The sequence below is a fragment of the Gammaproteobacteria bacterium genome (assembly GCA_029882975.1).
Classification (GTDB): Bacteria; Pseudomonadota; Gammaproteobacteria; order SZUA-152; family SZUA-152; genus JAJDNG01.
In genome coordinates this window covers 108,006-128,467 of the sequence record JAOUJW010000009.1, presented here as the reverse complement: position 1 = coordinate 128,467, position 20,462 = coordinate 108,006, and the positions used below count along the sequence as shown (strand labels likewise).

General features: G+C 50.8%; 15 protein-coding genes and 1 pseudogene. 11 read left to right on the top strand and 5 right to left on the bottom strand.

Annotated features, from left to right (window positions below; all coding sequences use genetic code 11):
• Positions 1-33 precede the first annotated feature (33 nt).
• A complete protein-coding gene (locus tag OEY58_09025) occupies positions 34-237 on the top strand; it encodes a SlyX family protein (protein MDH5325588.1) in 204 nt (67 codons plus the stop codon).
• Positions 238-282: 45 nt separating this feature from the next.
• Here the strand turns inward: OEY58_09025 and OEY58_09020 are convergent, their stop codons facing one another.
• The gene (locus OEY58_09020) at positions 283-561 is read right to left on the bottom strand and encodes a segregation and condensation protein A (GenBank protein ID MDH5325587.1); all 279 of its coding nucleotides are present in this window, start codon (positions 559-561) and stop codon (positions 283-285) included.
• Positions 562-801: 240 nt separating this feature from the next.
• Here OEY58_09020 and OEY58_09015 point away from each other — a divergent pair.
• From OEY58_09015 to OEY58_09000, 4 genes and pseudogenes are all read left to right on the top strand, one after another.
• A pseudogene (locus OEY58_09015) lies at positions 802-3,005 on the top strand (FAD-dependent oxidoreductase).
• On the top strand, positions 2,969-3,841 hold the full coding sequence (locus OEY58_09010; GenBank protein MDH5325586.1) for a DUF547 domain-containing protein: 873 nt from the start codon (positions 2,969-2,971) through the stop codon (positions 3,839-3,841). Before OEY58_09015 ends, OEY58_09010 begins: the two are co-directional and overlap by 37 nt.
• Complete coding sequence (locus OEY58_09005) at positions 3,838-4,284, top strand: YcgN family cysteine cluster protein (protein ID MDH5325585.1); 447 nt, start codon at positions 3,838-3,840, stop codon at positions 4,282-4,284. The genes OEY58_09010 and OEY58_09005 overlap by 4 nt, the downstream gene beginning before the upstream one ends.
• Before the next feature lie 132 nt (positions 4,285-4,416).
• Positions 4,417-5,508 (top strand): DUF4921 family protein, encoded by a 1,092-nt coding sequence (locus OEY58_09000; protein MDH5325584.1) that lies wholly within the window; start codon positions 4,417-4,419, stop codon positions 5,506-5,508.
• Between the two features lie 82 nt (positions 5,509-5,590).
• Here the strand turns inward: OEY58_09000 and OEY58_08995 are convergent, their stop codons facing one another.
• Entirely contained in the window at positions 5,591-6,277 is a 687-nt protein-coding gene (locus OEY58_08995) for an FKBP-type peptidyl-prolyl cis-trans isomerase (GenBank protein ID MDH5325583.1), read from the bottom strand.
• A 445-nt stretch (positions 6,278-6,722) separates the two neighbouring features.
• Between OEY58_08995 and OEY58_08990 the strand changes: the two genes are divergently transcribed.
• Both OEY58_08990 and OEY58_08985 read left to right on the top strand, forming a co-directional pair.
• A complete protein-coding gene (locus OEY58_08990; protein ID MDH5325582.1) occupies positions 6,723-11,357 on the top strand; it encodes a S8 family serine peptidase in 4,635 nt (1,544 codons plus the stop codon).
• Between the two features lie 346 nt (positions 11,358-11,703).
• Positions 11,704-14,259 (top strand): S8 family serine peptidase, encoded by a 2,556-nt coding sequence (locus tag OEY58_08985; GenBank protein ID MDH5325581.1) that lies wholly within the window; start codon positions 11,704-11,706, stop codon positions 14,257-14,259.
• Between the two features lie 9 nt (positions 14,260-14,268).
• Here the strand turns inward: OEY58_08985 and cysQ are convergent, their stop codons facing one another.
• Together cysQ and nudE are read right to left on the bottom strand one after the other, a co-directional pair.
• Positions 14,269-15,066, bottom strand: coding sequence for a 3'(2'),5'-bisphosphate nucleotidase CysQ (gene cysQ, locus OEY58_08980; protein ID MDH5325580.1), 798 nt, complete (start codon positions 15,064-15,066; stop codon positions 14,269-14,271).
• Between the two features lie 54 nt (positions 15,067-15,120).
• Positions 15,121-15,654, bottom strand: coding sequence for an ADP compounds hydrolase NudE (nudE, locus tag OEY58_08975; protein MDH5325579.1), 534 nt, complete (start codon positions 15,652-15,654; stop codon positions 15,121-15,123).
• A gap of 383 nt (positions 15,655-16,037) precedes the next feature.
• On the opposite strand from nudE, the gene OEY58_08970 reads away from it, so the two are divergent.
• Entirely contained in the window at positions 16,038-16,418 is a 381-nt protein-coding gene (locus OEY58_08970) for an HU family DNA-binding protein (protein ID MDH5325578.1), read from the top strand.
• Positions 16,419-16,541: 123 nt separating this feature from the next.
• Here the strand turns inward: OEY58_08970 and tsaD are convergent, their stop codons facing one another.
• Positions 16,542-17,567, bottom strand: coding sequence for a tRNA (adenosine(37)-N6)-threonylcarbamoyltransferase complex transferase subunit TsaD (tsaD, locus tag OEY58_08965; GenBank protein MDH5325577.1), 1,026 nt, complete (start codon positions 17,565-17,567; stop codon positions 16,542-16,544).
• A gap of 251 nt (positions 17,568-17,818) precedes the next feature.
• Here tsaD and rpsU point away from each other — a divergent pair, with 251 nt between their 5' ends.
• The 3 genes from rpsU to dnaG all read left to right on the top strand — a co-directional run bounded on the left by rpsU (position 17,819) and on the right by dnaG (position 20,461).
• Positions 17,819-18,034, top strand: a complete 216-nt coding sequence (gene rpsU / locus OEY58_08960; GenBank protein ID MDH5325576.1) for a 30S ribosomal protein S21 — start codon at positions 17,819-17,821, stop codon at positions 18,032-18,034.
• A gap of 76 nt (positions 18,035-18,110) precedes the next feature.
• Positions 18,111-18,563, top strand: coding sequence for a GatB/YqeY domain-containing protein (locus OEY58_08955; GenBank protein ID MDH5325575.1), 453 nt, complete (start codon positions 18,111-18,113; stop codon positions 18,561-18,563).
• A gap of 164 nt (positions 18,564-18,727) precedes the next feature.
• Positions 18,728-20,461: a DNA primase gene (dnaG, locus tag OEY58_08950; GenBank protein MDH5325574.1), complete on the top strand. Its 1,734-nt coding sequence runs from the start codon at positions 18,728-18,730 to the stop codon at positions 20,459-20,461.
• Position 20,462: the final 1 nt, after the last annotated feature.

The following is a 20,462-nucleotide window of genomic DNA, read 5'->3' as shown; positions in this document are numbered from 1 at the left end:
TGATGCCTAAGGGCTCAGAATGATGGAGGTAGGATGGAATCCAGAATTATAGACTTGGAAATTCGTATTGCTCACCAAGAGGCCAGCATCGATGAGCTGACCAAAGCCGTGTTGGAACTGGAGAAGCAAAATGCCTTAATGACTCAGGAGTTGTTACGGTTGCACGAGTTGGTGAAACATATGTCGCCCTCGCCGTTGGCATTACAATCGGAAGAGACGCCGCCGCCGCACTATTAAATACCGGTAAATACAGACTGAGGCAAATGCAGATCGAGGCTCGTCTCAGTCCTTTTTCTTTAAAGAATCCACTGAAACCACCACATTCTTTTGCGGCTCGTCGATGAAATAGGGTTTTTCCGAGGCGTATCCGGCATCCTGCTTTAACTCCGATTCTCTGGCGCTGATTAAACCCAGGCAGTTACGGATATTCTCTATGGTACCGTCCGATAAGGGGTGCTTCAGTCCCGGCGCTGTAGTGGTGTCTTTGATAATATCGGTGAGCACCATTTTCATGGCATTCAAAATACGCTGTTCTTTAGTTGAATCGGAATCTTGTGACATCCGCTTTATCTCCATGGAATTTCTAAGGTGGAATCTACATTAATTCTGTTATTTTGACACAGGGCCAAAGAGTTTACTGCACCCAAAGTGAGATACAAGACGTTACCTGGGGATGGGTGTGACGAAAATGACACAAAATGGCGGTTTTGGTTTGTAATATCGAGGGGAGTTCGGCGTCAATAGTTTGAAGCCTGTCGGTGCGGCTACCGGCGGATACAGAATCGATTATTGGGAAGGCCTATGAAGAACTTGAAATCCACCAAAATAGTCATGTTGGCATTGATCGCCGTGGCCATTGCTGTTTTTTTTATATTTGATCTGGGTAGATTTTTCACCTTGGAATACATTCAATCTCAGCGTCAGGATTTCATGGCTTTTTATCAAGAGCACCAGTGGAGCACAATAATCGCTTATTTTCTGGTGTACGTGCTGGTGACAGCCTTGTCTTTGCCTGGAGCCACCATCATGACCCTGCTGGGCGGCGCAGTTTTTGGACTATTGGTGGGAACCGTGGTCGTTTCGTTTGCCAGCACGGTGGGCGCTACGCTGGCATTCTTGGTCTCGCGCTTTGCACTGCGCGATGCGGTGCAAGCTCGATTTGGCGACAAACTACAAGCCATTAATGAAGGAGTGCGTCGAGAAGGCGCTTTTTACCTGTTTTCCTTGCGCTTGCTTCCCATATTTCCTTTTTTCCTGATAAATTTATTGATGGGATTGACACCCATCGGTACGCTGAAATTTTTCCTGGTCAGTCAGATCGGTATGCTTGCGGGGACGATAGTTTATGTTAACGCGGGCAGTCAACTGGCTTCCATCGAATCACTCAGCGGTATATTGTCTCCCGGTTTGTTATTGTCTTTTGCCTTGCTGGGAATATTTCCCTTTGTAGCAAAAAAAGGCCTGGAGTTTGTTAAAAACAATAAATCCCTGCGAGCCGAGTCAGTCACGGTCCGAGATTAATTATGAGTCATACGCACAGTAAAAACCGCCGCACCGTAAAACCCAAATCCTATGATTACAATATGGTGGTGATCGGTGCCGGTGCAGCGGGCCTGGTCTCTGCTTATATTGCCTCTGCTGTTAACGCCAAAGTGGCGTTGATTGAAAAACATAAAATGGGTGGCGATTGCTTAAATACCGGTTGTGTTCCCAGCAAGGCCTTAATACGTTCCGCTAAAATGCTGAACTATGCCAAACGGGCACAAGATTTTGGTTTTAAACAGGCGCAGGTTGATTTCGACTTTGCGGAAGTGATGCAGCGAGTTCAGAGGGTCATTCAAAAAGTGGAACCCCACGACTCGGTGGAACGCTATACCCAACTGGGGGTGGAGTGTATCCAAGGGGCGGCACGAGTAATGTCGCCTTATCATGTGCAAGTCGATAACAAAATCATCACTACCCGCAATATTGTCATTGCCACCGGTGCCCGACCCCATGTACCGGACATTCAAGGGTTGCAGGCCATGAATTACTACACCTCGGATACGATTTGGGACATTCGCCAACGACCGGAACGTTTACTGGTATTGGGGGCGGGGCCCATCGGATGCGAGCTGGCCCAGAGTTTTCAACGTTTGGGTTCGCAGGTGACCTTGGTGGGGCGCTCAGGCGTATTGAACGCAGAAGACGAAGAGGTAAGCCAACTGGTGGCTGAGAGTTTGAAGCAGGACGGCGTGCGGTTACTGGATCGACACACGCCCATACGCTTTGAAATACAAAACGGTCAAAAGCGCCTGCTGTACTGCCACAAAGAGGATTCCAAGGAATGTGTATTGGAGTTTGATGCGGTATTGCTGGCTCTGGGGCGTCGTGCCAATGTCACCGGTTTCGGTTTGGAAGAGTTGGGGGTGCACATCGGCGATAAGGGTACAGTGCAGGTGGACGGTTTTATGCGCACCAACTTCCCCAACATTTTCGCATGTGGCGATGTTGCCGGTCCCTATCAGTTCACCCATATGGCCTCGCATCAAGCCTGGTATGTGGCCGTTAATGCCTTGTTCAGTCCCTTTAAAAAATTTAAGGTTAACTACGCGGTGGTTCCGGCGGCCACGTACACCGATCCGGAAGTGGCGCGGGTGGGGCTTAATGAAAAACAGGCCCGTCAACTGGGCATTCCCTATGAGGTAACCCACTATGGCGTGGATGACTTGGACCGTGCTATCGCTGACGACGAAGATCGCGGTTTGGTGAAGGTGTTGACCGTGCCGGGTAAAGATAAAATTCTTGGGGCCACCATTGTGGGGGCGCATGCGGGGGATTTACTGGCCGAATTTGTACTGGCCATGACCCATGGCCTGGGGCTGAATAAGATCCTCGGAACCATACACATTTATCCCACGTTGGCTGAAATGAACAAGTACGTGGCGGGAAACTGGAAAAAAGCCCACAAACCGGAACGCTTGTTGGATTGGCTGAAAAAGTTCCACGCCTGGCGTCGGGCTTAGCGGCTGTGATTTCCAGAGTGCCTTTGATACCGTCCACCGTTATTGCAAGATTCGCCGGCGTACTGTGCCTGCTGTTTTCTATTAACGCTCCCGTGTTTGCGGGGGACTTTGATCATGAACATAAGGTCTGGGATCAACTGTTGCGGCAGTATGTTCAGGACCACGGGGCGTTCAGTGGTGTCAATTACCGGCTCTGGAAACAGCAGCCCCAAGCCCTGGAGCAGTATTTGGCCGGCTTGTCAAAAGTGAACAAAAAGCAGTTCCAGGCCTGGACTCCACCGCAGCGTTTGGCGTTTCTCATCAATGCCTACAATGCATTTACGGTAAAACTTATTTTGCAGCATTATCCGGTTAAGTCCATCAAAGATATCGGTAGTTTTTTTCGAAGCGCCTGGAAAATTCGCTTTTTTCGCCTGTTTCAAGCCGATACCCATCTGGACGAAATAGAGCATCGTTTGATTCGAGGCGCCGAGGATTTTTCCGAGCCCAGGATACATTTTGCTTTGGTATGCGCTTCCATCGGCTGTCCCAAATTGCAGCCGCAGGCGTATACCGCCGCGAGGTTGGAAACTATGTTAGAATCCGGCGCCAAAGCCTTTCTTGGTGACCGTAGCCGTAATCGCTATAGTGCCCAAGAAGACCGGTTGCTGATTTCCAGCCTGTTTAAATGGTACGGTAAGGATTTTGACAAAACTCACGGCAGTGTGGCGCGATTTATTGCACCCTATCTCAGTGATGGTGCCCCACTGCAACAGCGCATAGCAGAGGGGCAAGTGCCCATAGACTACTTAGCTTACGATTGGGCTCTGAACGAGGCCAAAGGTGATACCCGGTGACGCAAGCTTTTTGGAAAACAAAAACCCTGCAGCAAATGACTACTGAGGAATGGGAGTCCTTGTGCGACCATTGTGGCAAATGCTGTCTGATTAAATTGGAAGACGAAGACACCGGGGATTTGTACTTCACCAATATAGTTTGTCGTCTCATGGATATGAATAACTGCCACTGTCGGGAGTACCAGCGTCGCGCTACCCTGGTGCAGGACTGTGTGGACTTGAAAAATATCCCGAATCTGGGGGATTTGCCTTTCCTGCCGGCCAGTTGCGCCTATCGACTTATATCGGAAAACCAAGAATTGCCGCAATGGCACCCATTGGTATCGGGTGACCCGGAATCCGTTTTCAAAGCCGGGCATTCGGTACGCGGCCGGGTTTTTAGTGAATTTGATAACTTGGAATTGGAAGACCACATCGTCGAGTGGCCGATGCAAGGCCCTTAGAGTATTGGGTCCCCTAGCGGCTTTTATACACAAATCAAAAGCTTTTAATCTGTCTTCATGCCGTTGGTGTTAGTCTACCAAGGGTGGTCAACAAGGTTTTCAAAAAATGTCGTAAAAACCCCGGGAGCGTCTATGAGTGAGAACAAAGATCAGGACTTTGTGAGGGAAATTCGACTGGATCCCATTGTGCCTACGGAATCCGTACTGGTTTCCACGGCCCGTGGCCAGCGTCCCCGTAAAAAAGAAGATCCCGCTCCGCGGGATACCCGAGAGCATGTGGAAACCTGCCCCTTTTGTCGCGGTAATGAGCACATGACCCCACCGGAGATTTCCACTTATTCCGAGGGGGAGCAATGGGATATTCGCATTGTGGAAAATCTCTATCCGGTATTAAGCGACGAGCAATACGGCGAAAGCATCAACGAAGGCCTGCGTCAAACCATTGAAGGGTACGGGCGCCACGAAGTGATAATAGACCATCACAATCACGGGATTGGCCTGCACCAAATGTCGCAGAAACATTTGGCACTATTATTTCTGGCGTACCGTGAACGCATGACTCAGCTATACCAATCGGACGCGCGTTTGCGTTATGTCCTGGCCTTTAAAAATTTCGGTCCTGCCGCCGGAGCCAGTATTCCCCATACCCACAGCCAACTCATAGCTTTACCGGTGGTGCCGGAGAATGTTCAGGCAGAAGTGCAATTCAGCCGTACCTATCACCGCAGCAATCATAGCTGTGTTTACTGCTGTTTGATTGACGATGCCATGACTTTCGTCGCCACAGGTTATAACAGTGAATCCGGAGAATTTCACCGAGAGCTGGACAGTGGTCTATATGTGGTGGAAAAAGGCCAACATTTTGTTGCAATTAAGCCGTTTGCCAGCCGTTTTGAATGGGAGGTGCACATCTTACCCTTGGCGCACGAGGCTGATTTTCTCAAAGTCAGCGCGCAGCAGTTAGAAGATTTGGCTTGGGTATTAAAGCGCACCATGTCCCGATTGGACAGTGTCATCGGTGGGGCGCAATACAATTACTTTCTGCATACCCTGCCGCATCAGCCTGGAAGCAATGAATTTGAAGACAGTTATCATTGGCATTTAGAGATATGTCCTCGCACCAGTATTCCCACCGGATTCGAATTGGGGTCGGGTTTGTTTGTAAACACAGTTTCACCGGAAGAAGCCGCTGCGCGTTTGCGTGCGGTTAAACTGGAAGATTGAAGCAAGGAATGGTGTAGAAGGGTGGCGTGGGCGGTACGAACAACAGAAAACGGGTTCGCAACAGCGAACCCGCCATATCGATTTATTTCGCTTTAATTTCCAACAGCTCAATATCGAATACCAGGGTTTCGTTGGGGCCGATGCCGCCGCCGCTACCGCGTGGTCCATAGGCTAAGTCAGAGGGGATAAATACCTGCCATTTAGCACCGGTTTTCATCATGGGCAGGATTTCCTGCCAACCTTTAATCACTCCAGTCAGAGGGAAGGTGGCCGGTTGGTTGCGATCATAAGAGCTGTCGAACACCTTGCCGTCAATGAGGGTGCCTTTGTAGTGCACGGTTACGGTGTCGGTGGTTTTAGGTTGTGCGCCGTTGCCGGCTGTAACCACTTTATATTGTAAACCGGACTCGGTGACTTTCACGCCGGATTTTTTCTTGTTTTTCGCCAAAAAGTCTTCGCCGGCTTTTTTGGATTTTTCGCCTTTGGCTGCCATTTTTTCAGCCATTATACGTTGTGCATTGGTGTATGCTTGTTGCATTTCTTGCTGGGTCAATTGCAGCTTAGCGTCTTTAAGTACGTCTTCCATGGCCTGTTTTACAAATTTAATATCAATGTCCAGGTCTTCCCGTTTCAAGCTCTGGCCGATTTGAACACCGATGGTGTAACTGAATTTTTCTTTGTCGGATTTAGGTTTAGCCGCAGACGCCATGGGGGAAATGGCCATGGTGACTATTGTTGCAGCTGCAACAACTGAAGATATTTTATGCACAATTATGTCCTTTAGTTTTTCAATATAGTGTATTTGTAAGACAGAAAACCATGTAGAATGTTCCAATCCGCCCGTGGCGATAAGTGATTTTAGTTAATTTAATCAAAAGCTTATCGATGGGTCCTTGCGCAAGCCGTCACGTTTTCGTTGTGGCTTTCCAGAGCTTTACCGAATAGGCCGTGGGCACATTGGGCAAACGGACTTGGAATCAGTGTAAGCAAGGGATATGCTAGCGATTCTGGATATTCAAATAATGATTCATGCTTGTTAAAGCTTGAGTAATAGTAGTAGTTTATAGCGAATCTTGGCAAGTTTATTTGCAGCCGACTTGCCCAACACCGGTGTGGCCGGAGGCAGGAGCCTGGTGTCATGCAGGTGTCAAATGGTGTGAAGAACCGGTAGTTTTTTGTCCGGGCGATAAAAATCTGAAACGGGGGCAGAACCAATGCGAGTTATCAGCGCAATGCGTCGTATGCCATGGACAAACAGCATCTTGCTGTTGCTTATGGCCTTAATATTAGCAGCCTGTACGGGAGAACCGCAGAACACTCAATCTCAAGGGAATGGAAATACCACTCCCACACCCTCCAACACGCCACCGGTGGTAACAGCAGGTGCGAATCAGTCACTGGGTGATGTGAGCAGTTTCACCTTGACCGGCGGAGCCATCGATGACACCGGTGTCCAATCTACCGAATGGACCCAGATCGCCGGGCCCGTTGTAGTCTTCGGCAACCGCCAAAACACCACAACGCAAGTTACCCTGCCTACGGCGCCTGCGAAACGTGAAGTTTTTCTGTTTCGACTCACCGCGATTGATGACAATGGTGCCAGTAGTTCCGCTGATGTCCAGGTGATAGTTACCCCGCCGTTAATCATTAACGCCGGCAGCAATCAGACGGTGTCCAGTGGAACTCCGGTAAGTTTGCGGGTGAACATACAGCGCCAAGGGGCGCCCATACAAACCTATCGTTGGGAACACACGAATCGCAGTGGTGCTTTGCCCACTCCGCCCGTCACCGGTGCAACTGAGCAAATCCTGCAATTTACTGCGCCAACGGTGAGCCAATCCACCGCTTATAATTTTTCCGTCGTGGTCACCGATGAGGATGGCGTCTCCGAAACAGCCGGCGTTATTGTCACCGTTGTGCCGCCGGTTGCGGGTAATACACCGCCCACTGCAAATATCAGCGCCAATCAAACCACGGTCAATGTTGGGGATACCGTGGTGCTTAACGGTAGCGGCAGCAACGATCCGGACGGTACGATAGTGAGCTGGAACTGGCTGGTCACGTCTACCGGTACCAATATCACATTGGTGTCCAATGGTGCCAATCAAGTACAGTTTGTTGCTCCCCAGGTCGTAAGCAACACCATAGTCACCGTACAACTCACCGTAACGGATTCGCAGCAAGCAACGGGTTCCACTGAAATTAACATTACCATTAACGGTAATGCAGTACCCACCGTATCGGCGGGCAATGATCAAAGTGTGACGGTGGGCGATACGGTTAACCTTACAGCCGCGGCCACCGACGAAAGCCTCGGGACTTTAGTGTATGTCTGGGAAATTCTCTCCGGCCCAAATGGTGTCAACTTATCCAGCACCAGTGCGGCACAGATTTCCTTTACCGCGCCTGCTGTGACCGCGCCCACGCCGGTTACCTTGCGTATCACGGTTACCGATAATCGCGGTGTGTCGGCTTCGGATACGGTTCTGATTACCATTAACCCGGTGGCCGTTAATGCGCCGCCCAGTGTCAGTGTTACCGATGCAAACCTAAGCGTCGCCTCCGGTGCTGCGGTAACACTGAGCGGTTCTGCCAACGATTCCGATGGCACCGTGACGTCTTTGGTATGGTCTCAAACCGGTGGCAGTCCTACCGTGACGCTGAGTAATGCCAACAGCGCCACGGCGACGTTTACAGCGCCCACCGTGGGCAGTGCCACCACCCTTAACTTTACCCTGACAGCCACCGATAACGATGGCGCAACCGGAACTGCGCAAGTGGTTGTGACGGTTAATCCTCCGGGTAATGTGGCGCCTGTCGCCAATGCCGGAGGGCCGCAAACCGTAACAGAGGGCGCTGCGGTGACTCTATCAGGCGCCGGTAGCAGCGATTCGAATGGCGGTACTATTGTCTCTTACGCTTGGGCCCAGACGGGTGGCAGTCCCAGCGTCACTTTGACCAACGCCAATGGCGTAAATGCCGGATTCATAGCGCCCACTGTGGGCGTGACGACCCAATTGACTTTTACCTTGACAGTGACCGATAACGACGGAGCCAGTGACACGGATTCGGCAGTTATAACCATAAATCCGGCGCCCGCAGCCAATCAACTGCCAACGGCCAACGCTGTTGCGGATCCGACTGTGATCTCGGGTACGCTGGTGACCCTGGACGGGTCCGGCAGTAGTGATCCCGATGGCACCATAGTTTCATACGCGTGGAGCCAAACGGGAACGCCGGCTGTTACGCTTAATAATGCCAATGGTGCTGTCGCAACATTTTCGGCCCCCAGTGTCGTTGCACAAACGGTATTGAACTTCACCTTGGTGGTGACCGATGATCAAGGGGGTAGCGATTCGGCGATGGTTTCCGTCACAGTCAATCCCTTGGTCGGCCAGCAACCGTCCCGGCTCAGTGGCACGATTTCGGTGACCACCTCACATGTGGTGGATAGCGACGTGAATGATGCCGATGCTGATTTCATCGACAATAGTGTTATCACAGGAACGGTCCAAGCTTTGCCCAACCCGGCCGTGCTGGGAGGCTATTTGAATCGGCCGAGCTCCGGTCCTGCGGGAGCATCACGGATCAGTGGCGATGTGGAGGATCATTATGCTGTCAGTCTCAACAGCGGCCAAACGGTCAATCTGCATTTGGGGGACAATAACGGTGATGCCACCACAATGGTATGGATGGTACTGACATTAGGGGGTTCGGCTGTAGCAGGGCAGTCTGTTACCGGTTCCAGCGGCGTATTATCGGTAACTGCACCGGCAACCGATAATTATGTAGTGTACATCCAGCTGATTTCCGACACCGGTTCCATTTCTTATGTGTTAACCGTGGGTTCCCAGGCACCTGTCGCATTGAATGCCAATGCTTTCAGTGCTGCGGATGATTTCGTGGCCGGACAGCTGATTGTGGACTTTAAGAAATCTCCAAATACCTTTTTTCCGGCGCAGGCTAAAGTCAACGCCTTGGGTATGACTGTGCAGGGCGGCAGCTCGGATCGGGAAATGCTGTTGCGTTTAAATACCGACGTCAATGGTGTTGCTCCGGCAACCCTAAGTGCGCTGGGAATACCGGCTGTTCCCTACCGCGCCGCCAATGCCGAAGCGCAATTGAAACAGGATACCATTTTGGCAGCGGCTGCATTGCAGAACCGCCCTGATGTAGAGTCGGTACGTCTTAACTACCGAGTGTTCGCCGCTGCCGTGCCTAACGATACTTTGTACGGTTTGCAGTGGCACTTTCCGTTGATCAACTTGCCCCAGGCCTGGGATACCAGCACCGGTTCGGCGGATGTTGTGGTGGCGATCATTGATACGGGCATTTTACCCAATCATCCGGATTTGCAGGGTCAGTACGTTAACTATGGTTATGACTTTGTCAGCGATCCTTCCAATGCCTTGGATGGTGACGGTATCGATTCCGATCCCACCGATTTGGGCAATGGTACGGGAGGCGGTTCCTATCACGGCAGCCACGTAGCCGGTACGGTGGCTGCGGCCAGCAACAACAATACAGGGGTAGCCGGAATTGCTTGGAACAGCCGCATTTTGCCGCTTCGGGCCTTGGGCGCTCAAGGAGGCACAGACTACGATGTGTTGCAGGCCATCCGTTACGCGGCGGGATTGAGCAATGACTCGGGTGTCACCCTTAGTCCGGCTCAACGGGCGGATGTGATCAACCTGAGCTTGGGCCGTACAGGTAACACCACCACACCACCGTCCACCTATGTGCAGGCACGTCAAAACGGTGTCATTATTGTGGCTGCGGCGGGGAATGATGGAAACAACGATATATACCTGCCCTCGGCATACGAAGGCGTGGTCGCCGTGAGCGCCGTGGATATCAGTCGCAGCCTTACCGGCTACTCCAATTTTGGTCCTAACATCGATATCGCGGCGCCCGGAGGCACATCGCGGGACGTAAACTCTGATGGTTGGCCCGATTCGGTCTACAGCACCGGTGGCAGTGGTTCCGGCAGTCGCTTGCAGTACTTGTACCCACCCCAAAATGGCACTTCTATGGCAGCGCCTCACGTGGCGGGAGTGGCTGCTTTGATGAAATCCGTGTACCCGGCGCTAACACCGGCTCAATTTGACAGTATGTTAGTCGCCGGCGACCTGACTCAAGATCTGGGTCCCAACGGCCGGGATGATTCCTTTGGTTACGGTTTGGTGGATGCGCAAAAGGCTGTGTTGGCTGCAGACGCCTTGGCCGGCGGGGGAGGCGCTGCACCATCACCTGCGTTACAGGTGACGCCTACCAATATTAGTTTTGGTCTGGCATTAAACAACCAAACCGTGACCATTTCCAATAGTGGAAGCGGCGCCCTGAGCGGGCTCAGTGTGACGGAAAACAGTAATTGGCTCAGTGTGACGCCGGTAGCCGTGGACGCTTCCGGTTTGGGCACCTACCGCGTCTCCGTTAATCGCACCGGCTTAAGCGCCAATGTCTATAGTTCCGCTGTTGCGGTCAGCTCCAATGCCGGTTCCACTAATATTAACGTCACCATGCAGGTTGCACCTGCGGCCATCGATGATAATGCCGGACCCCAGGTCGTGGAATTGTGGGACCGGATCAATCAGGTCATTAGCGCTTCCGTTAAGGTGACTGTAATCGGTGGTGTGTACAGTTACGCCTTTCCACAAATTCCACCGGGAACTTACCAAATCCGTTCGGGCTCGGATTTGGACAATGACGGTGTGTTGTGTGAAATGGGCGAATCTTGCGGGGCTTATCCTGTGCTGAATTCGGTTTCGGGGGACATCGTGGTGGATGGCAGTGGCACCGACATCAATAACCTCAATTTTGAAACCGGTTTTATTATTACAGCGCACTAACGCGGGCATCTGTGATGCAGGGTTCTGTAGGGAAATATACAGAACCCTGCTCTGGATCTGAACCGGCTAACAACACTAAAAAACTTGGCTTTTGTTTCATTGCGCTATATGCTAGGGGCTGATGTTAGTACTAAATCGGCCTATGTCGGCATGTAGCCAACACTCGACAAAGTATCGGTCGTCTGCATTGCTACGCTTAACGCGTCACAGAAATATTGCTTACCGCTACTATTCCTGCCTCCCAATGTTTCGCATGAGAATCTGTTCACGGTATGCATTCATACAAATTGGCATTCTTAGTGTTCGGCAATCTTAGTGTTCAAGGCCGTCGCAGCGAGGTTACAGCATGAAGAATTCATTGGCGGTTAACGGGCTACCCTACAAAGCATTGGGGTTGCTATTCTCCACTGTATTGTTACTTTCCTGTGACAGTCTGCTGGATGATGATCCTAAGGGGGCTGTCAGCGGCACCTTGTACGTGTCGTCTATCCACTATGTGGATTCGGATGTAAACGATCCCGCCGCACCTTTTATCGCCAACGATTCCATTGCAACGGCTCAACTGATTCCCAATCCCGGTTTGGTCGGTGGTTACGTAAATCAGCCCGGCATGGGACCTAATGGGCGCAGCCGCTCCGTAGGCGATGTGTTTGACGTTTACCAGGTCGATTTAAATGCCGGGCAGATCGTTACTCTGTCCAGGGCTAACAGCACAGCAAGTTTGGCCCTGGAGTTGTTACTGAACGGTCAGTCCCTGGAGAAAAGCACGGGAAACGGCAACCTTAGCGTGACGGCGCCCAGTACTGGCACCTATCACCTCCGTGTTGAAGTCAGTCTGGGTGCATCCGGTTATCTTCTCACCGTGGGCGTTAATTTACCGGCTACAGCATCCTCAGGTAATGGTTTCAGTTCCAATGATGACTTTATTCCCGGCGAATTAATTGTCAAATTCAAACCTGCATACTCGGGTTTCTCCCCGGCCGCCAATCGTGCCGCCGCATTGGGGATGACCGCCAAAGGCGGGGCGGAGGACCGCGATATGTTACTGGGTATTAATGTTGGACGTAACGGGGGAGCGCCTATGGCTCCCGGTACATTTTCTGCCTTGGGAATTGAGCCCGCATCGAATGCAGTGTCAGCGCAGCAACAATTGAAGCAGGATACCATCACGGTTGCGGCTGCGTTACAGCGGCGTAGTGACGTTGAATCGGTGCGGTTGAACTATCGCGTTTACCCGGCCCGGGTGCCCAATGATTCCCGTTATCCTATGCAATGGCACTATCCTCTCATAAATTTGCCCCTGGCCTGGGATATTAGTACGGGTAGTCCTGATGTCATTGTTGCTGTGTTGGACACGGGTATTTTACCGCAACATCCAGATCTGGATTACCAGGACGGACAGCAAGGCCAGTTTGTGTCAGGCTATGATTTTGTAAGCGACCCGGTTAGTGCCGCTGATTTGGATGGGCCCGACAGCGATCCCACCGATCCCAACAGCAGCGGCGGGTTTCACGGAACCTATGTGGCCGGAATCGTTGCTGCCAACACAAACAATAGTCAGGGTGTGGCGGGTGTTTCCTGGAACAGTAAAGTGATGCCTTTGAGAGTACTGGGTGTTGCGGGCGGCAGCGAATTTGATGTAATGCAGGGTGTATTGTATGCAGCCGGTTTACCCAATGACACGGGAATCGTGCCAACACAAAGGGCAGATGTCATTAACTTGAGCCTGGGTCGTCTCAAAGGTGCTGTTGAAACCCTGGAGCCTCCCAGCGCCTATGCTGCGGCACGTAATGCCGGTGTCATCCTTATCGCGGCCGCGGGTAATGACGGTTCCGCTACCCCCTTTCTTCCGGCAGCTTATACCGGCGTGGTTTCAGTGAGCGCTGTGGATATAAGTCGCCAATACGCAGCCTATTCCAATTATGGCAGTACCATAGATGTGGCGGCGCCCGGTGGTGGCAGTACCTGGACCGATATTAACGGTGATAATAACCCGGACTATGTTCTCAGTACGGCGGGGGATGACAGCACCGGGGTTTTACGGTACGGGTACAGCTTTATGACAGGCACTTCGATTGCCACACCTCATGTATCCGGCGTGGCAGCCTTGATGAAATCCGTGTATCCCAATTTAAGCCCGGATGAATTCGATAACTTGCTCAGAGGCGGTCTCTTGACACAAGATCTGGGCATCACGGGTTGGGACGAGCGTTATGGCTATGGTTTGGTGGATGCCTACAAGGCCCTAACCACAGCGCAGGCGCTGGCCGCGGGTAATGCCCCATCACAGGGAGACCCGCTGTTACAAGTGGCGCCTGGGCAGTTGAATTTTGGCCTGGCGGCATCGCGCTTGAGGCTTATCCTGTCCAATTGGGGTGGTGGCATTGTGACAGGAGTGAACATAAGCCAGGACTCCGGCGGCTGGTTGCAACTATATGCAGTGGCAGTGGACGGCGACGGTTTGGGCGAGTATCAAGTTCTAGTGGATCGTAGCCGTTTGGCGCCGGGTATATACACGGCAAACGTGAGGGTCAGCTCCGATTTTGGATTTGCGGATATTCCCGTCAGCATGGAAGTGGCGCAACCCGACAACAGTCACAATGCCGGGGTACAGCATGTGAAATTACTCCGTGCAGAGGACCAACGCATGGTAGGGTTCGTCACCTCTGTCGTCTCCGATGGCGGCGTTTATCACTACCGCATCGGCAATGTTAAAGAGGGCAGATATATCTTACGTTCCGGTTCAGATCTGGATAATGATGGGGCAATATGTGAAATCGGAGAGTCCTGTGGAGCGTATCCGGTATATCCGGGAGCAGCGGAAATCAGTGTCCTGAGTGACGTAGTAGACCGTTGGGATTTTGAAGTCGGTTACAATCTGGGTACGGGAATGCCCCAATAGGGTGATTGGTCAGAAGTACTGTCCCCAATCGTATTGCTTGTCTCCGCACACTAGAAAAAACGGATTTAGCAAGGAACGTTTGGTATTGTAGCGCAGAGGTTGCATCTGTAAGTCCATAATAACCCCGCCGGCCTCTTCAACGACACATTGGGCCGCCGCAGTATCCCATTCGGATGTGGGGCCCAAACGAGGGTAAATGTCCGCCTTACCTTCGGCGACCAGACAGGACTTTAGTGAACTGCCCATGCTGATAATGTCATACGGGCCTATTTTTTGTAAAAATTCAATTAAAGAGTCGCCCCGATGCGAGCGGCTACCGGCTACGATGACTTTTTTACCCGGTTTCTTGCGACTGTGTATGGCCAAGGTTGTTTTACCCGGCTCCTGTTTATACGCCCCCTCACCTTTGCAGGCAAAGTAGCAAACTCCGGTGACCGGGGTGTATACCACCCCCAGTATGGATTTTTGTTTATGTATCAAGGCAATGTTTACGGTGAATTCTCCATTACGTTTGATGAACTCACGGGTGCCATCCAAAGGATCCACTAACCAATAGGTTTCCCACTGACTGCGTTCATGAAAAGCAATGTGGGTGGACTCTTCTGACAAAATCGGAAAATCTTGAGTGAGTTGCTCCAAGCCGTCTTCGATACAGTGGTGCGCTGCCAAATCGGCTTGAGTCAAAGGTGTGTTGTCATGTTTCCGAGTGACGTCAAATCCCGAGTTGTAGACGTGTAATATTTCGCGACCGGCAGCCTGAGCGATGCGGATAACCGGTTCCAGCCAGGGTTCGGGATTTAATTTCATAGTTGTATTCCGTTGTTTAAACTTTTTCACCCACGGGCGTTTTGCTGAGATGCTTCAGGCCGGTTGATGGTATTTTACCATAAACAGGGCGGCAATAGTTCTGGCCTCGGTGCACTCAGGGTGTCGCAGCAATTGTTCCAGTTCGCTGAGTTTCCACGGTACGACTTCTATAGGTTCGGGTTCATCTCCCGGCAGCCTTTTTTCGTACAACTGCGTGGCCAGCACAACATGGGTATTATTGGCCAGGTATCCGGGTGATGCAGAAAGAGACTTTAACCGCTGCAGTGAATGGGCAGCATATCCCACTTCTTCTGCCAGTTCCCGATTGGCGGCTTCCTCTACGGTTTCATTGGCATCTATCTTACCTTTGGGTAAGGCCAGCTCATAGCGCTCTACACCGGCAGCGTATTCACGTATCAACAAAACCGTGTCGTCATCCAATAGAGGGACTATCAGTACAGCCCCCTGTCCCCGTGGACACAGTCGTTCATATTGGACTTGCACGCCATTGGAAAACCGCAGATCCAACTGCTCAATGGTAAAAATTCGGGATTGGGCTACTATTTTTCGTTTGGTAATTTCCGGCATTTTGGCTCTTTATAGGGTCTCAAATTACGCTTACTGATTCCTTGCGCGGCATCGGCCTGTAGGTTCTTATGGTTGCGGGGCAATGAATAAGCTATTCCACTTAATTATAAACCCTGTGGCGCCGGTGTGCTGCTTGCGAGGCCTTTTTGAATGTATCAATTTTGCGTCGAGGATACGTGGATCGGTAAGGATATTATAGGGTTTTCACGGCTGCGGGTGTAAATATTCTGCCATAGTAGGCCTATTTTCCCTGTTTTGATGACTGAATAATCAAAAGTGGGGAAAATACTGCAAAAATAGATATAAAAAAGTTTTACTTAATGTAAAATTCGGCTATTTTATAAATGCACGTTTAATTATTAACTAGCAAGGGAGAAAGTAAAATGGCGGCAAAAAAGAAAGCTGCGAAGAAAAAGGCAGCAGCAGCGGCAGCACCAGCTAAGAAATTGAAGACGGTAAAAGACCCCTTCACCAAGTCTCAGCTTATTGCCTCGTTGTCTGAACAAACCGATTTGACCAAAAAGCAAGTCGGTAGCGTACTCGCCAGTCTGGCGGAGACCATTGAAGCACATATCAAACGAAACGGAGCAGGTGTATTCACTATGCCGGGTCTGTTGAAGTTGAAAGTTGTGCGTAAACCCGCAACCAAAGCCCGTAAAGGTATCAATCCGTTTACCGGCGAAGAAACGGTGTTTAAAGCCAAACCGGCTCGAAATGTAGTTAAAATTTTGCCCTTGAAAGCAGTTAAAGAAATGGCAAAATAAGCAGCAGCAGTACCGCAAAACACAGAAAGGGGGCGCAAAGCCCCCTTTTTGATGGTCGTATGTTTCATACTGCTGTCATGGCAGGCTTGTTTTACATGGCTTTGTTTTAGACATACATTCAACCTATGACTGCCAGGGCAGCGGACTTAAGGATTCGATGGGCCAACGAGCCTTGGCATTAAATCCCCCTTGTTGCTGTTCTCCCGCACTTAGTCGTAGGGCGCCCGCATAAGCAATCATGGCACCATTGTCGGTGCAAAACAGGGGGCGTGGATAATAAACTTCACCCTGGATGCTATGAAGCAGTTGTGCCAATTTCTCGCGTAGTTGTGTATTGGCGCTGACACCGCCGGCAACCACCAGCCGTTTTAAGCCGGTATGTTCTAAGGCGCGGCGACATTTAATAGCGAGCGTGTCTATGATGGCTAATTCAAAGGCGCAGGCTATATCCGCTTTGGTTTGATCGTCCGAGGGGTGGGTATGGATGGTGTTAAGTGCAAAGGTTTTTAAACCACTGAAACTAAAATCCAGTCCCGGGCGATTGGTCATGGGGCGGGGAAAACGAAATCGTTGCGGATCTCCTTGTTGTGCCAGTTTTGCCAATGCAGGCCCTCCCGGGTAAGGCAGACCCAACAATTTAGCCGTCTTATCGAAAGCCTCTCCGGCGGCATCGTCCAGGCTCTCACCCAGAACCTCGTAGTGTCCCACACCTTGCACTTTAACCAGCAGGGTGTGACCGCCCGACACCAGCAAGGCGACAAAGGGAAAAGGTGGTGGTTCATCTTCCAGCATGGGGGACAACAAATGTCCTTCCATATGGTGCACCGCAATAGAAGGTATGTCCCAGGCCCAAGCCAGGCTGCGGCCCACGGCGCAGCCCACCAATAAGGCACCAATCAAGCCCGGGCCCGCCGTATAGGCAACCGCATCAATTTGAGTTTTTCGCAAGCCGGATTGTTGCAACACGTCATCGATTAAAGGAATGGTTTTGCGCACATGGTCCCTGGATGCCAACTCCGGCACCACGCCCCCATAGGCTGCATGTAGTGAAATCTGGCTATGCAGGGCATGGCCCAAAAGACCACATTCCGTATCGTATATTGCCACTCCTGTTTCGTCACAGGAGGTTTCTATGCCCAAAACTCTCATCTCGACCCGTCCAAGAACAATTTTTTAAGAAAATTAGGATTTTTTTTGGTTGTATTTTTGCATTCTGCTTCACTTACTACTAGAATATTGCGCTCCCTGGGTCTGGATGCCTTTCCGAGGCCTGGGCGCTGCCAAGCGAGTCCGCATTTTACCAGGAAACGGGTACCAGGGTTTACCCTGAGCGGGTGCCGGCTTCAGAAACAGTCTGAACGGCAGCTTGAGTATTCGCTTATTAATTTAGAGGATATTGAATGCCTAACGTTAAAGTTAAAGAAAACGAGCCGTTCGATCTGGCTCTGCGCCGTTTCAAACGCTCTTGTGAGAAAGCAGGTATTTTAACAGAAGTGCGTCGTCGTGAGTTTTATGAAAAACCCACTCAAGTGCGTCAGCGAAAACTGGCTGCTGCGGTAAAGCGCCACATGAAAAAAGTTTCGCGCGAAATCGCACGCCGTAGACGTCTGTACTAATTCCCTTAGGCCTGACGCTTCGGTTGGATGGCGTTAGGTATAAAGCGTAACGAGTCAGCGCAAAAGGTCCCAGCCCGTGTCCACACTAAAACAACAGCTTACGGACGATATGAAGGCCGCCATGAAGGCGAAAGAGAAGCAGCGCCTGGGCGTGTTGCGTCTCGCTTTGGCTGCCCTCAAACAGGTGGAAGTGGATGAGCGCAAAGAACTCACTGACACCGATGTGCTGGCTGTGCTGGACAAAATGATCAAGCAGCGTCGCGATTCCATCAGTCAATATGAAGCGGCTAATCGCCAGGATCTGGCGGATCAGGAAAAGTACGAAGTGGATGTGCTGCAAGGGTATTTACCCGCGGCGATGGACGAAAACGAGCTGGAGGCCGTGATCAAAGAGATCATCGCTGCAACCGGTGCCGCATCCATGCAGGACATGGGTAAAGTTATGAATGAACTGCGCCCCAAAGTACAGGGCCGTGCCGACATGGGCATGGTGAGTCAGAAGGTGAAGTCACTTCTTTCCGGCGCATAAGCCATCAAGCAGTCGCCATTTTTCCGTCATTGTTTTAAGTTACCACTCCGCTATATCAGTAATCGCTGTATTAACGGCTCAAGTTATCTTGTTACCGGCGTGGATGCGCATGCAGTCTCAATAAATGCTGACAGTGAAGCGCCGAAAGCATACCATTAGTGCTTATGGCCGGTAAGATTCCACAACAGTTCATAGACAACCTGCTTATTCGTACCGATATCGTTGAGGTCATTAATAGCCGTGTGGCTTTGAAAAAAGCCGGTCGCGAATACACAGCTTGTTGCCCGTTCCACAATGAAAAAACCCCTTCTTTTACCGTCAGCCCGGACAAGCAGTTCTATTATTGTTTCGGCTGTGGCGCCAATGGGTCCGCTATCGGTTTTTTGATGGAATACGATCACATGGGGTTTGTGGATGCCGTCGAAGACTTGGCCTCGCGGGTCGGGATGACCGTACCCACAGAATCTTTACCCGATACTCGCAAGCCTGATGTCCATATTTATAAAATTCTGGGTAAAACAGAGACTTATTTTAAGTATCAGTTAAAGCATTCGGAACATGCGGCCACAGCGGTGGATTATTTAAAACGTAGAGGCCTTTCCGGTGTTATTGCCCAGGAATACGGAATTGGCTTCGCTCCGCCGGGCTGGGACAACCTGCTTAATGCTTTTGCTCAAAAGGGAACCTTACCGGAGCATTTGGAGAAAGCCGGATTGCTGATCGCCAAAGACAGTGGCTCTTATTATGACCGCTTTCGCCATCGCATTATGTTTCCTATCCGCGACCAACGTGGGCGTACCATTGCTTTTGGTGGACGTGTCATGGGAGACGAGACCCCCAAATACCTCAATTCGCCGGAAACCAGTGTATTTCACAAAAATCGCGAACTATACGGATTGTATGAATCGCGTAAGGCAGTGCGCGACTTAACTCAAATTATAGTAGTGGAAGGGTATATGGACGTAGTGTCCTTAGCACAATTTGGTATACGAAACGCCGTCGCGACCTTGGGTACTGCCACTTCGCAAGAACATTTGGAGCGTATATTCCGTATTGTACCGGAAGTGGTATTCTGTTTTGATGGCGATCGCGCCGGCAAAAAAGCCGCTTGGCGTGCATTAACGCAATCTTTGCCTATAATCAGGGAAGGCAGACAAATTAAGTTTTTGTTTTTACCTGAAGGAGAAGATCCGGACTCGCTGGTACGAAAGGAAGGTACAGAACAGTTCCAACATCGAATGGACCAAGCCGTACCATTCTCAAGCTTCTTCTTTAATACCATGGCCAAGGGTGTTAACTTGAGCACCCTGGACGGCCGTTCCATGATAGTGGAGAGAGCCAAGCCGTTGCTGACAAAAATCCAGCCCGGTGTATTTCTGCAAATGATGTTGGCAAAGTTAGCGGAAATTATTCACATGGACAGCGAAAAATTGTCTACACTTATTTTTCCAACACAATATAAAAAACAACCGGTGGTACCGGCAAAAACCAAAAATGGGGGATTGTCACCTGTAAGGCATGCCATTCGGCTGTTGCTGGAGAAACCGCAATTGGCACACTCGGTAGATCTTACACAAATCAATGGGTTACACACACGGGGTGTTGACCTGCTGTGTCGTATCGCAGAGTTGGCCCAAAACAATCCTGAATTAAGCTGTGGAGCCTTGCTGGAACACTGGCGTGGCACCACAGAAGGCGGACATTTGGCGAAGTTAATTAATATTCCGCTGCAATTGTCCGAAAACGAGGTAGAGAGAGAATTTGCCGATACGTTTAATAAATTAATTAAATGGCGTGAAGACCAACGGCTGGATGAGATTCTGGAAAAGTCCCGTTTCGAGCAAGTAAGTGAAGCGGACAAGCAAGAATTAAAAAAAGCATTGACCGAAAAACACTGAC